General features: G+C 47.8%; 10 protein-coding genes. 5 read left to right on the top strand and 5 right to left on the bottom strand.

Features of this window, described 5'->3' with window-relative positions:
- The first annotated feature begins 595 nt into the window (after nt 1-595).
- On the top strand, nt 596-1,363 hold the full coding sequence (locus ACO0K2_RS16200) for a YoaK family protein (protein ID WP_423020797.1): 768 nt from the start codon (nt 596-598) through the stop codon (nt 1,361-1,363).
- A 61-nt stretch (nt 1,364-1,424) separates the two neighbouring features.
- Here the strand turns inward: ACO0K2_RS16200 and ACO0K2_RS16195 are convergent, their stop codons facing one another.
- Both ACO0K2_RS16195 and ACO0K2_RS16190 read right to left on the bottom strand, forming a co-directional pair.
- Complete coding sequence (locus tag ACO0K2_RS16195) at nt 1,425-1,739, bottom strand: hypothetical protein (protein ID WP_423020695.1); 315 nt, start codon at nt 1,737-1,739, stop codon at nt 1,425-1,427.
- 365 nt (nt 1,740-2,104) lie between these two features.
- Nucleotides 2,105-3,736 carry a peptide chain release factor 3 gene (locus ACO0K2_RS16190; protein WP_423020693.1) on the bottom strand — a complete coding sequence of 544 codons (1,632 nt, stop codon included), beginning with the start codon at nt 3,734-3,736 and terminating at the stop codon, nt 2,105-2,107.
- Here ACO0K2_RS16190 and ACO0K2_RS16185 point away from each other — a divergent pair.
- The 3 genes from ACO0K2_RS16185 to sppA all read left to right on the top strand — a co-directional run bounded on the left by ACO0K2_RS16185 (nt 3,735) and on the right by sppA (nt 7,061).
- A complete protein-coding gene (locus ACO0K2_RS16185) occupies nt 3,735-4,034 on the top strand; it encodes a hypothetical protein (RefSeq protein WP_423020691.1) in 300 nt (99 codons plus the stop codon). The two genes, ACO0K2_RS16190 and ACO0K2_RS16185, sit on opposite strands and share 2 nt — an antisense overlap.
- A 132-nt stretch (nt 4,035-4,166) precedes the next feature.
- Nucleotides 4,167-5,180 (top strand): S1/P1 nuclease, encoded by a 1,014-nt coding sequence (locus ACO0K2_RS16180; RefSeq protein ID WP_423020689.1) that lies wholly within the window; start codon nt 4,167-4,169, stop codon nt 5,178-5,180.
- Nucleotides 5,181-5,204: 24 nt separating this feature from the next.
- A complete protein-coding gene (gene sppA, locus ACO0K2_RS16175; RefSeq protein ID WP_423020687.1) occupies nt 5,205-7,061 on the top strand; it encodes a signal peptide peptidase SppA in 1,857 nt (618 codons plus the stop codon).
- A 62-nt stretch (nt 7,062-7,123) separates the two neighbouring features.
- Here sppA and ACO0K2_RS16170 read toward each other — a convergent pair whose 3' ends face one another.
- Both ACO0K2_RS16170 and ACO0K2_RS16165 read right to left on the bottom strand, forming a co-directional pair.
- Nucleotides 7,124-8,269, bottom strand: coding sequence for an ATP-grasp domain-containing protein (locus tag ACO0K2_RS16170; protein ID WP_423020685.1), 1,146 nt, complete (start codon nt 8,267-8,269; stop codon nt 7,124-7,126).
- A 476-nt stretch (nt 8,270-8,745) separates the two neighbouring features.
- A complete protein-coding gene (locus ACO0K2_RS16165; RefSeq protein ID WP_423020683.1) occupies nt 8,746-9,591 on the bottom strand; it encodes a serine hydrolase in 846 nt (281 codons plus the stop codon).
- A 545-nt stretch (nt 9,592-10,136) separates the two neighbouring features.
- Between ACO0K2_RS16165 and pstS the strand changes: the two genes are divergently transcribed.
- Nucleotides 10,137-11,174 (top strand): phosphate ABC transporter substrate-binding protein PstS, encoded by a 1,038-nt coding sequence (pstS, locus tag ACO0K2_RS16160; RefSeq protein ID WP_423020681.1) that lies wholly within the window; start codon nt 10,137-10,139, stop codon nt 11,172-11,174.
- A 182-nt stretch (nt 11,175-11,356) separates the two neighbouring features.
- On the opposite strand, the gene ACO0K2_RS16155 is transcribed toward pstS, so the two are convergent.
- The gene (locus tag ACO0K2_RS16155) at nt 11,357-13,054 is read right to left on the bottom strand and encodes a long-chain-fatty-acid--CoA ligase (protein WP_423020679.1); all 1,698 of its coding nucleotides are present in this window, start codon (nt 13,052-13,054) and stop codon (nt 11,357-11,359) included.
- Nucleotides 13,055-13,156 lie beyond the last annotated feature (102 nt).

The following is a 13,156-nucleotide window of genomic DNA, read 5'->3' as shown; positions in this document are numbered from 1 at the left end:
ATTAATTATAATCATCAATAAAGTGAGGTAACTCTTTGTTTTAAAGCATTTTTATTTAAATTATTTTCAACTCACGCTCCAAGTGGTCTGTTTAGTTTTTCCAACAATCATCTATACATATTACCTTGGCAGATAATGACCCTTGATGATCAATGACACGATCAATGAGACGCCCGTTAGCATGTCATTACAAGCGTTTAACAGCGTTATTTACAGAGAAAAAGTGAATACTTCAACGCGAACATCGGTCTTTTGATGAAGAAGAAACGCATACAACACTTGCGCCAATGTTTCATCCAAACACAGAAATTGGTCTCCTCCCATATCGCATCAATAAGACCAATTTCAGATAGAAGGATGCATTGAAGTATTAAAGTGGTATTACTCAAGATCGATGATGCGTAAGGCAAAAAGTGCGGAAAAACAGGATGTAATCCATATGGCAATCAGCCTCGCGTTTAACCACCAACCCGTGGCGACTTTTTCTTGCGCTACATCACAAATGATCCGATGGTGTATGTGTGAAAACACGCCCGATCAGGGCACTTCTCGGCTACACTGATTGTTCAACATGAACGTTGCCACCTGTACCACTATGCCAATCAATTATCTGTCCGCACTCACCTCCCCAAAACGCTCCGCGCGCGCCAATCTCCATCTTGGTGTCACACTTGCCGCTGTGGCGGGTGCGCTCAATGCTGGGGGCTTTTTGGCGGTTGGGCAATATACGTCGCACATGACGGGGATGCTCGCTGCTGCAACGGATGATCTGGTCTTAGGGCGATTTCTGCCCGCCATGGCAGCCTTCATTGCGCTCATCAGTTTTGCGACGGGCGCAGCAAGTACGGCAATCATTGTGAATTTCGCGCGACGTAATCGCTTACCCTACATCTACACACCAGTGCTGCTACTCGAAGCGATCCTGCTGCTACTCTTCGGGTTAATTGGGACAAAACTGCAGGAGCATGAGGTCGTCACTGTATCCTTCACAACTGTCGTATTGTGCTACACGATGGGCTTACAAAATGCGCTGATCACCAAAATTTCAAACGCAGAAATTCGCACAACGCACGTCACGGGCCTGGTAACGGACATCGGTATCGAAATTGGAAAAATGCTGTACTGGAATAAGCGTCAAGGCGACGCAACACCGCTCGAAGAGGTTGGCGCGAACATCAATAAATTACGATTACACCTGATGCTCGTCGGTGCATTTTTTATTGGCGGCGTGTCTGGGGCGTCCGCGTTCAAACATCTCGGATTTATATCGACAATTCCTTTGTCGATTGCACTGATCTTTTTATCGTTAGCACCCAATGTGAAGCAGCATCTGAAATCACACACGGCACAAGCAGATAAGTAAGTTGGTCGCTGTTTCTACATCAAACCGGTAAGCAGCCGCCTACCGGCCCCTTTAACCACGTTTAAAATTGCGGTAAGTCAGTCAAACGGTTCCCATAGACTTCATCCGTTTCCATCGATAGCCCGGGCAAGCCATCTTCATAGACAATACCAACCACTTTGGGTCCTAGGATAATGCTGTCATTACGCTGAAACTTGGTCACGACTTCATCCCCTTCACGCAAGGTCCTCAAGACATCAAGCACGTCCACCTCTTGCGCTTCATCGATCACCGCTGGCAACATGACCTGCCCACCTTTGCTCCTCCCCCACCGCACCTTGGCGACACGCTCGCCACTATCGTCAAACCGGACTGCTTCAATAAAGAAAAGTGCCATGACAAAACTCCTTTTTTCAACAAAATGAAGGGTGGAAGAAACATGAACCCACGCGATGAAACCAGTGCGACTGCTCAAAGAGGCACCCACGGTTGCAAGCAGATATCCGTGCATTGAATGCTAATGAATAGCAACAAGCAGATTCAATGGTAGCAAACAAACCTAAAATTAGCTGCTTTTGGCAGAGTCAATAGCACTGCGGCTTACAGAGGATTAAGCCTCGGTAAGCCGCAGATTCACGTCACGTATTTTTTATGCGTTCTTCGTTAACAGAAAAGAACAACGTCGCTTTTTCATTCCCACAAGCACATAAAGTGCGCTGAAGAACTATTTTAAGATCACGACGATAAAAGATGGCGCTTGGGTTATGTCAGTTTGACAGCATGTTCCCTTGTTGCATGGAAAGTAATTCCAGGCCAACGTTCTTGCGTCAACTTCAGATTGACACCGGATGTGGCGAGATAAGCCATATTGCCAGCGGCGTCATAGGCGATATTGGCACCCGCTGCCGAACGTTCAAAATCGGCCATCATTTTCTTATCATCGCAAGTAATCCAGCGTGCGCTACTGATACTGGTGCCTTCGAATACCGCGTCCACACCGTATTCATTTTTGAGACGACTCGCCACAACCTCAAACTGCAGCACCCCAACGGCACCCAATACGAGGTCGCTACTCACGACTGGCTTAAACACCTGAACAGCGCCTTCTTCGCCTAACTGTTGCAGACCTTTTTGTAATTGCTTGATTTTCAGCGGATTCAAAATACGTGCCGTGCGGAAAAAGTCCGGTGCAAAGTAAGGAATACCGGTAAATTGCAGCAATTCGCCCTCTGAGAAACTGTCGCCGATTTGCATATTGCCGTGGTTAGGCAAACCGATAATATCGCCTGCATACGCCTCTTCGACTTGCTCACGAGAGGAAGCCATAAAAGTCACCACTGACGAAACTTTGATCTCACGATTCAGACGCAGATGCTTGAGTTTCATACCACGTTCAAAGCGGCCAGAACAAACGCGCAAGAAGGCAATCCGGTCACGGTGGGCTGGATCCATGTTGGCTTGGATTTTAAACACGAAGCCAGAGAATGGTGCTTCACCAGATTCAACCGTACGCACCGTCGCATCGCGACCACGTGGGGGTGGTGCCCAATCAAGCAAGGCATCCAGAATCTCACGAACACCAAAGTTATTAATCGCAGATCCAAAGAATACCGGTGTCTGTACGCCTGCTAAGAAATCGTCCAAACTGAATGGATGGGACGCGCCATGCACTAACTCGACTTCCATTTTCAATTGCTCAATTTCTAATGGGAACATCTCAGCGAGACGTGGGTTGTCGATTCCTTTGATGACTTCGAACTCTTGGTCAGCGCGCTCACTGCCAGGCGTGAACAGTAAGATTTCGTCTTTCAGAATATGGTAGACACCACGGAAGGTTTTTCCCATACCGATTGGCCAAGTCACCGGTGCACACTGAATCTTTAGTACCGACTCAAGCTCATCGAGCAATTCAAGTGGGTCGCGTGTCTCGCGGTCCATCTTATTGACAAAGGTAATAATCGGCGTATTTCGCATACGACAAACATTGAGCAGCTTGATCGTTTGTTCCTCAACACCTTTTGCCGCATCAATCACCATCAGCGCGGAATCGACTGCAGTCAGAACACGGTACGTATCTTCAGAAAAGTCCTGGTGACCTGGTGTATCGAGCAAATTGACAACGTGATCGCGGTATTCAAACTGCATGACTGATGAAGCAACCGAAATACCACGTTGCTTTTCAATTTCCATCCAGTCAGAAGTAGCGTGACGTCCACTCTTACGCGCTTTGACTGTACCTGCCAACTGAATCGCACCCGAGAACATCAACAGCTTTTCGGTCAGCGTTGTTTTACCGGCATCCGGGTGAGAAATAATGCCAAACGTACGGCGACGGGCCACTTCACGGGCAATCAACTCGGTCGATGGCGACGAGGTGCTCGGAGAGTCAAGCATGTTGACTGTTGCTGATTCAGGGGTATCGCCTGAAGATTCGTTCATGGTATTCATTGCAGATGCCGCAAAAATGGAGGAAAAACGTGCAAGTTTAGCTGGTATTGCCGCTGAAGTCGAATTAGCAGTCAGGCAAGAACAGAAAGTGATGGTGATTTCACGGGATCAGTCTTGCATAAAAAGACATATTTTTAATGCTTCTCTTCGTCTGGCGAACAACAGTCAACCGAAAAACAGGGTGCTGCCGACAGATCAAATCCGGCGCGCGCGTCTTTTTTTGAATGCTTTTGATATATGCTAGTCATCTTTGCAAGATAATATATCGCTGAAAGTAAATAAGACCTGCACCAACTACCACCAAGAATCAACGTTGAGGTCGGTAGCACGATGCATTGCCATATCCAATTCACCTCCTTTTTTCGTCACTACTGAAATGAAAAAGATCTTACTGAGCATCACCCTGCTTGCTTCATGTACGTTACCTCAATCGAGCTTTGCTTGGGGTGCCGATGGACATCAGACCGTTGGAGCGATTGCTGACGCCCTCCTCGTTGGTACCAAAGCGGGGGCGCAGGTGAAAGCCTTATTGGGCGATGCGACACTAGAAAAAATGTCCGTTTGGGCAGATTGTGTCAAAGGGATCGCTCCGGATAAAGACTTTGCCTACACATCAACCGGTCGTTACGCCGAATGCATTCCATTTGAGACCGCAAGTGGCATCGCCGCCATGGCAGATTACGTAAAACGTAATAATGACGCATGCCATCCAGGTCCAGGGGAAGAGAGTTGCCATAAACAATATCATTATGCCGACGTCAGTTTGCAACATGCCCACTACCAGACTGGTTACACCGGAACTAGCGATCACGACGTTGTCCATGCGATTCAAGCAGCGGCGTTAGTCTTGCAAGATAAGCCGCAGCCAGCGCCATTCAATATCAAAGACAAAGCAGAAGCATTAGCGCTGATCACCCATTTCATTGGCGATATTCATCAACCGCTGCATGTCGCATCGGCATTTTTAGACGCGGATGGTAAGCTCATCAATCCCGACGAAGTCGCACATGATCAGCATAACAACACCGTTGGGGGCAATGCGCTGCAATGCCCCTGTGGTAATTTCCATGCTTTGTGGGATGATGTGCCTGTGCAGTTTAAGCACGGTCGGATGAACACGATGCTGACAAAAAAAGCACGCACACTCAAGTTGGTGTCTGCCCCGATCGATGCGCTCCCTGTACTATGGGCAGATGACGCCATCAGCGATGCAACACGCGTCTTTGGTGGAGCCCAGTTCAGTAAAAGCACAGTGGGTCAGTACGGCAATTCTTGGTCGATTGGCTTACCGCTAGAATATGAAAAAACAATGTTAAGCGTAAAAGAAGATGCGCTTGCCCGTGCCGGAGCTCACCTCGCGCAGCTGTTGCAAGCCATCTGGCCAGAATAATTTTAGACAATAAAGGATAGCACCATGCGTTTCCCCCTGTTTCGCTGGATTGGCCAAGGATTGAAGTTCGTTTGGAACGCACTTGATACCAGTCGCAGAATTTTTTTAAACCTCATCATGCTGTTCATTCTGATTGCGATTGTCACTGCCATTTTCGGTGGTGGTATGGCGAAATTAGAAGATAAGACCGTCTTGGTCCTTGATTTTAAAGGACCATTAGTTGAGCAACACTCCGGCAATGCGCGCGACGCATTACTGGCAGAAGCCCAAGGCAATGCAAAGAAATCGACCCAATTACGGGATATTCTGGCAGTGCTCGATAGCGCATCCAAAGACAGCAAAATTACGAGTGCTGTTTTACTGCTCGACGATATGGAAGCAAGTGGTCTGCCTATGCTGCGAGAAGTGGCTACCGCAATCGATCGCTTTAAAGCCAGCGGCAAAACGGTCGTTGCGTGGGGCTCTGGGTACGATCAGCGTAAGTATTTCTTGGCGGCGCATGCAAATGAAATTTACATGCACCCCATGGGAAGCGTCATGCTGACCGGCTTTGGTAAATACAGAAATTACTACCACGATGCCCTCGATAAGATTGGCATCACCGTCAATGTGTTGAAGGTCGGTACGTACAAGAGCTTCGCTGAGCCTTACATTGCGAACGCACCTTCCGAAGCAGCAGCAGAGGCAGAGAGCTATCTTTACAATGCGATGTGGAAAACCTACACCGACAACGTTGAGCATGCGCGTAAATTGCCAGCAGGAAGCATCATGCAAGGGATCAACGATTTACCAGCCCTGATGAAAGCCGCCGGTGACGATGCCGCGAAATTGGCCGTGAATCTCAAGCTGGTCGATGGATTGAAAACGCGCGATGAACTGCGTGAACTCATGCTCAAACGCGCAGCGCCCGATGAGCAAAATCACACGTTCCGTCAAGTCGCATTCGATGACTACCTCGCTCGCCAAAAACCAAAATTATTGGGCGATGCCGTCGGTGTGGTGATTGCAGAAGGCGAAATTGGCGATGGCACAGCGCCACCAGGCGCGATCGGTGGTTTGTCAACTTCAGCATTGATTCGTAAAGCGCGCGAAGATGACAGCATCAAAGCCGTAGTACTGCGTGTCAATTCGCCAGGCGGAAGTGCATTTAGTTCTGAATTGATCCGTCGCGAGTTGGAACTCACACGTAAAGCAGGCAAACCCGTTGTGATCTCGATGGGTAACGTCGCTGCGTCTGGTGGTTACTGGATCTCAATGTCGTCCGATGAAGTCATCGCCGATGAAGCAACTATTACTGGTTCGATTGGTGTATTCGCCATCTTACCGACCGCAGACAAGGCCATTGAAAAGTTAGGCATTCATACTGCCGGCACTACGACAACTTGGCTGGCGGATCCATTTAATCCACTGCGCCCGTTGGATCCAAAGTTTGGCGAATTAGTACAATCAAGCATCAATCATATCTACGCCGAATTCACGGGCAAAGCAGCCGCTGCTCGTAAAACGACGCCAGAAAAAATCGATGCAGTGGCACAGGGCCGCGTATGGACCGGTGCGCAAGCCAAAGAACGCGGTCTTGTCGATACCGTTGGCACTTACTCTGACGCCATCCGTTCCGCGGCAACACGTGCTAAATTGGGCAATGACTATCGCATCAGCTACATCGAACCTGAACTGACTAAGTTTGATCGCATCTTCGACCTGATCGGTGCACAAACGGCCCACGTTTTACAAGATCAATTTAAAGTTGCACTTGTTCCGACGGGCATTCCTCCGGTCGCAGCGAAACAAATGTTGGCCGACTTTAGCTGGTTGTCAGATCTCAATAAAGAAGGTAAATCGTACTCGGCAATCACCCATTGTTTGTGTACTGCGCCGTAAAATAAAAAAAGGGCATCAATAGATGCCTACTTCCTACGCTTCGATCAACAAGCATCCTTGCCTTAGACGAAGCGTCGCTTCTCGTGATTTTTTCTACCCCGCAGTTTCGCAAAAATATGACGCAAGTTCTGGGCGAGAATCCACGGTTCATTCCAGCGCATTTCGCGCCACCGCCATGGATTACACAGCCAAGAAAACAAACTCCTCGTGTCGCCATCATCGATGGCACGGAAGACATCTTGTGGGAATAACGGTACCGTGCCTGCGGCGATTTCTTTTTGTACTAATGGCGATCGATCACCGGTCGCATCCATATTGAGCAAGAGCTGGATAGCATCTTTCACATCAACGCCAACCCTATTACCTAAATCCATCGTCAGTGTGGGTCGGAAATTCTGCTCCAAGAGCACCAATCGACCTGATTGCGCATCCTCAATAAAATCGAGTCCGCATAAACCATGAAAACCTGATAGATCGCCCAGTTTGCGAAGAATCCCCTTTAGCTCAGGAAACACTTTAAACTCAATTGCAGACGAAGGACCGAACGTGCCCCAGGTGCGCGAACGGTAGTATGAAAACCAAGCGACGGGCTTCCCTTCTTTGTACACAGCGGTGCAGCTGACTAAGCGACCTTGAACAAATTTCTGCGCGATCACTTCTTCATTTGGGGAAATTTCAGTCAATGCTCTCGCATTATCAATAACGCAAACCGCTAATCCTGCAAAACCTTGCGCTTCTTTGATCACCAGCGGAAACCCAAGATGCTGACCAGCAGCCTGTAACTGTGCTTGATCAGCGCACAGCGCAAAATCAGGGACACGGATGTCATGTTCTTTGCAACGCTGAATGAAAGTAGCCTTGGACGTAATAAAATCGATGCCTTCATCGCCAGCCACAGTTGGAAAAACCTGTTGCACCCACGGCTCTCTACGCCGCTTCTCTAGTGCATAGAGTAACGGATCATCACCGATAACGACCCAATCGTAATAACCCGCTCGTTGCTGTAAATGGACGTTTAAGTCTGCGACAACAGCATCCACATCGTTTGGGGAAATATAAAGCTGCTTCGCGAATCGCGAGAGCGCTGGAAAATTACCCGGCACCCCAAGTATGTTGACCTCACAACCGGCGCGATGCAGCAAGGCTGGAAGCCGAGAGAGCCCTTCCCAATGTGCAAAAGCAACAATCAAAACCCGGAATTGACGCATAAAGAGTATGTCAAAAATGAAGTAAATAACAAAAATGGGCCACGTTGCGTTTTACGACGCGATAAAACGGACATCGAATAAAACCAATGCCCATTATCTGTCCACATAGAAAGATCGAGCGGCTAGCCAGTGTTGAGAACAACATTTGCCTTCTCAACACACATCATCATTTACAAATGTACAACGTCAAGATTAGTCTTGCAATAAAATTAAATCTATTTAAAGATATTTAAAGAATATTGCATTTTTATAAATTCCCTGAGAGAAATAAAAGAGGCGATTATTTGGTGACACCGCATGCATAAAGCGGCTGTGGTCGACGAAGTAATGCAAAACAGAAGAGAAAGACCGAGCAAAGGATGCTGGCGGGATCGAGGAGCCGCTTGTACAAGCGACTACTACTGGACAAGATTACCACCCGACATCAACAAAGAGATGACACCGGGTGCAAGGGCTAACGCAAAGTGCTTGTTGTATTACACCTTGGCAGAACGTGAACGACGGCGCATCGACGCATGCATCGCAGGAACAATATCTTCACCTTTGATTAAGCGTGAGATATTCATCGCATCAACAAAGCGGGATGAGCTCGCACTCGCATTCAATAAAACCAAGGTCGCTTTTTTCTCTGCGAGTTTGATTCGCATAATGAGGCAGTTTCCAGCCTCATTGGTGAACCCCGTTTTAGATAGCAAGATATCCCAGCCTTTTCTGCCCACCAAGCGATTGGTATTGTGAAAGAGGCGCTTGCGGCCCTTCAACTCGATCATATCGGACGTGTCTGTCGTGATGTCGGTAATTTGTGGGTAGTGGGATGCTGCCACAGCCATTTTGACCAAATCGGCGGCAGTGGATGTATTTTCAGGTGACAAACCCGTCGGCTCTTTCATGACGGTATTGGTCATACCCAGGGCTTTGATCTTCGCATTGACTGCTTTTTCAAAAGCCACATTGCCGCCCGGATAAGTACGCGCCAGCGCAGCAGCAGCCCGGTTATCCGACGACATCAATGCGAGTTGTAAGACGTCTCTTCTCGACAAGCTGGAACCAACTGGCACATGCGACGTACTGTGCTTGATGGTATCGAGATCGGCGGTCTCAATCGAGATCATCTCATCCATATTGGGCTTACTATCGAGAATGACCATGGCCGTCATGAGTTTCGTCAACGAGGCGATTGGCGCGACCGATGTCGCATTTTTTTCCAGCAACACTTTGCCCGTACCATCCTCGACAACGATGGCGTGTTGCGAATTTAACTGCACGGCGGCTACGCTACCGATATGCAGCACCAAGCAAAGACCAACTAAGCGTTTCAACATTGCTTAACACCTGACTAAATTTAAATTGAAGTTTGCATTGAGATGCGCGACCAGCATTTCACGCGCTGCGAGCCATCCCTCAGAGGGAGATCACACAACCGGATCACCGCAGACATATCACGTGAATTCGGTGCTGGATTCGACAAATGAAGGCGAAAGATCGCACCATACCAGAGATTATGACGTATTGAAGATAAATTTCCAGATGAAATGCGGTACGAGAAGGTCTTTTTTTCATGATTCAAGTGTATTGTCTCAATCGCCGGGAAAGGATGTCAGATGCATACCTACGTGCAATAAAGAAATAGTATAAAAAAAACACTAAAATATCTTCATCGACCTTCCTCACCCTGGTCATCAGGGCGTTATTCTCATCTCTGCTCGATCTCTCTCACGGTATCGAAAATTGCCTCATACGAACTGTGATATCGAGGATCTTGCAAGTCTGGACTTTTATTTCTTTGCAATGAATTTTAGTCATTATTCTGTCACAAATCCCCTGTAAGGTTCGGGGCTCCAAGTTTGGAGTTTAAGGATACTTAACAATGAAATTCTTTTTGAAAACCACACTCGTTACTGCTGCTACCCTGTTCACATTTTCTTCTGCAATGGCCGCTGAAATCACTGGCGCAGGATCGAGCTTTGTGTACCCAATCGCATCCAAATGGGCTGAAGCCTATAAAAAAGCGACTGGTAATAGCCTGAACTATCAGTCCATCGGCTCCGGCGGTGGCATCAAACAAATTAAAGCAAACACCGTTGATTTTGGCGCATCCGATATGCCATTGACTGTGGAAGAGCTGGACAAAGAAGACTTACTGCAGTTCCCAGTCGTCATGGGTGGCGTTGTTCCTGTTGTTCACATCGACGGCGTCAAACCTGGTCAATTGAAATTGACTGGCCAAGTCATCGCTGACATCTACATGGGTAAAGTCACAAAATGGACTGATGCAGAGATCGTTGCAATCAATCCAGGCGTTAAACTGCCAACAGAAGACATCACCGTTGTTCACCGTTCAGATGCTTCTGGCACGACATTCCTGTTCTCTGACTATCTGTCTAAAGTCAATGCAGAATTCAAAAAAGTAGTCGGCTCCAGCACTGCTGTGAAATGGCCAGCTGGTTTGGGCGGCAAAGGGAATGAAGGTGTTGCGGCCAACGTGCAGCGTATCAATGGTTCCATCGGTTACGTTGAATTTGCTTATGCGAAGAAAAACAATCTGTCCTACACACAGTTGAAAAACCGTGAAGGTCAATTCGTTACGCCAGACGCTGATACATTCAAATCTGCTGCTGCAGGTGCTGCATGGGATAAAACACCAGGCTTCGCTGTCGTATCGACAGATCAACCAGGTAAAGCAAGCTGGCCAATTACTGGTGCGACATTTGTTTTGGTTCATAAAACACAACCAGATGCTGCCAAAGTCAAAGAAACATTGAAGTTCATTGACTGGTCCTACAAAAATGGTACAGCCATGGCCACTGAACTCGATTACATCCCAATGCCATCCAGCGTTGTGGATCTGATCGAAAAAACATGGAAAGCACAAATCAAAGACGGTTCTGGTAAAGCTGTTTGGTAATCAACAGAGGTATTCCTGAAAAAGGTTAGCAACGACCAACAGGCTCATCCTTTTTATCAGTCTCGATAGCAAAAAAGGGATGTCACGAATCAAAGTGACATCCCTTTTTTTATAGTATCAACAGACAGGCTATCGTGTGAGATTTGACAATGTTTGTCTCCGCACCCGTTATCAGCTGATGATTACTTCCCGCGACGTTTTGCCTCCTCGTCATACAACTCTTTCTTAGACAATTTCCCCACAGGCGTTTTCGGTAACTCCGCCCGAATCTCCATCTCTTGTGGCATTTCATGCTTGCCTAATTTATCGCGCAGAAAATCTTTTAATTCATCAAAAGATAATAAGGCGGTACCCGCCTTGAGTTTAATAAAGGCCTTGGCTGCTTGACCGCGATATTCATCTGGGATGCCAATCACACTCACCTCCGCCACGGCGGGATGCTGATAAATCGCCTCTTCGATATTGCGCGGATAGACGTTATAACCGCCAGAGAGGATCATATCTTTTGTGCGGTCAACGATGTACACAAAGCCATCGCTGTCCATGTAGCCGACATCCCCTGTACGGAAATAGCCATCTGCCGTAAATGCATCACGATTGGCATCAGGCTTATTCCAATAGCCTTTCATGATGTTGGCACCGGACACGCAAATTTCTCCACGCTCACCAATGGCGACATAAGTACCACGTTCATCAAGGCTCTCAAATTGGAAGCGGATACCCGGCGTCGGCAAGCCACAGGATCCCGACTTGCGTACGCCAGTTGATGGCGTAAATGTGCCGGTTGGGGATGTTTCTGTCATGCCCCACCCTTCGAGCAAATTGCATGAGGTAAGCGTCTGGAATTTTTGTAAAATCTGCGCTGGCAATGGTGCGCCGCCTGAGTTGCAGAATTTCAATGAACTCAAATCAAACTCACTGATATGGGGGTGTTGAATAATCGCGGCATACATCGTCGGTACACCGGGAAACACCGTGATTTTTTTCGTCGCTAAATCCTTGACGACAGCGTCCGCATCAAAACGGGTATGTAGCACAATCTCCGCGCCCATACGAATACCAAAGAGCATATCAACCGTTAAGGCATAGATATGGAATAACGGTAATACCGCCAATAAACGCTCTTTTCCTTCTTCTAATATCGGTGGATCCACATGCGTTGTTTCGATAATCTGGCTACATGCCGTTGTCAGATTAGCGTGGGTTAACATGGCACCCTTGGGTAAGCCAGTCGTACCACCAGTGTATTGCAAAACGGCGATCGTCTCCGCTGGATCTGTCTCGGCAACGGGCGAATAATGACCATCGTTATCGATCAGCTGCGCAAATAAGAGGTGGTGTGCATCGTCAGGAATCGCGCACAGTTGGCCCGCCTGTTGCAGATTCGCTTTCACCGCATCGGGGTAGGGCGACATGTCTGCGATATTGCCGACAATGATTTTCTTTAAGCGTGTGTGTGACAGCATCTTCGCCATTTGCGGATACAACATCACCATATCTAAAGTGACGAGGATGTCCGTATGGCTATCTTCGATTTTGTGCGCTAATACCTTTTCGGCATCAAGCGGCGAATAATTGACGACCGTTCCGCCCGCTTGCAAAATCGCAAAGAAGCAAATGACATAGTGGGGAGTGTTAGGTAAAAATAACCCGACGTGAACGCCAGGTTTCACGCCTAAAGCCTGAAAGCCTTTTGTGGCTTGATCGACCTGTGTTTGTAACTCGCGGTAGCTCGTCCGCTTGCCCATAAATTCTAACGCAGGCTGATCTACCCAGCGTTTCACCGCATCATGTAATAACTGCGGAACGGCGCTTGTGGGTAAGTCAGCATCCCAACGTACGCCTGGCGGATAAGATTTGATCCAAGGTGTTTCGCTCATTATTGTCTCCTGAACTTGTCGTTTTTTTTTGGAAATTAAGCACAACCCAAACTATTTCAAATCAATGTCAAATTTTTCTATCTCATCACGACCGATGCACCC

The organism is Undibacterium sp. MH2W (assembly GCF_049340215.1).
Classification (GTDB): Bacteria; Pseudomonadota; Gammaproteobacteria; order Burkholderiales; family Burkholderiaceae_D; genus Undibacterium.
Note: the sequence above shows the minus strand (reverse complement) of the source record. Positions and strands in the feature narration are given on the sequence as shown.

What these genes read in the sequence shown, in the direction of transcription:
- ACO0K2_RS16200 (WP_423020797.1), top strand. Translation starts at nt 596, where the DNA reads ATGCCAATCAATTATCTGTCCGCACTCACCTCCCCAAAACGCTCCGCG.
- ACO0K2_RS16195 (WP_423020695.1), bottom strand. Translation starts at nt 1,739, where the DNA reads ATGGCACTTTTCTTTATTGAAGCAGTCCGGTTTGACGATAGTGGCGAG.
- ACO0K2_RS16185 (WP_423020691.1), top strand. Translation starts at nt 3,735, where the DNA reads ATGTTGACTGTTGCTGATTCAGGGGTATCGCCTGAAGATTCGTTCATG.
- ACO0K2_RS16190 (WP_423020693.1), bottom strand. Translation starts at nt 3,736, where the DNA reads ATGCTTGACTCTCCGAGCACCTCGTCGCCATCGACCGAGTTGATTGCC.
- ACO0K2_RS16180 (WP_423020689.1), top strand. Translation starts at nt 4,167, where the DNA reads ATGAAAAAGATCTTACTGAGCATCACCCTGCTTGCTTCATGTACGTTA.
- sppA (WP_423020687.1), top strand. Translation starts at nt 5,205, where the DNA reads ATGCGTTTCCCCCTGTTTCGCTGGATTGGCCAAGGATTGAAGTTCGTT.
- ACO0K2_RS16170 (WP_423020685.1), bottom strand. Translation starts at nt 8,269, where the DNA reads ATGCGTCAATTCCGGGTTTTGATTGTTGCTTTTGCACATTGGGAAGGG.
- ACO0K2_RS16165 (WP_423020683.1), bottom strand. Translation starts at nt 9,591, where the DNA reads ATGTTGAAACGCTTAGTTGGTCTTTGCTTGGTGCTGCATATCGGTAGC.
- pstS (WP_423020681.1), top strand. Translation starts at nt 10,137, where the DNA reads ATGAAATTCTTTTTGAAAACCACACTCGTTACTGCTGCTACCCTGTTC.
- ACO0K2_RS16155 (WP_423020679.1), bottom strand. Translation starts at nt 13,054, where the DNA reads ATGAGCGAAACACCTTGGATCAAATCTTATCCGCCAGGCGTACGTTGG.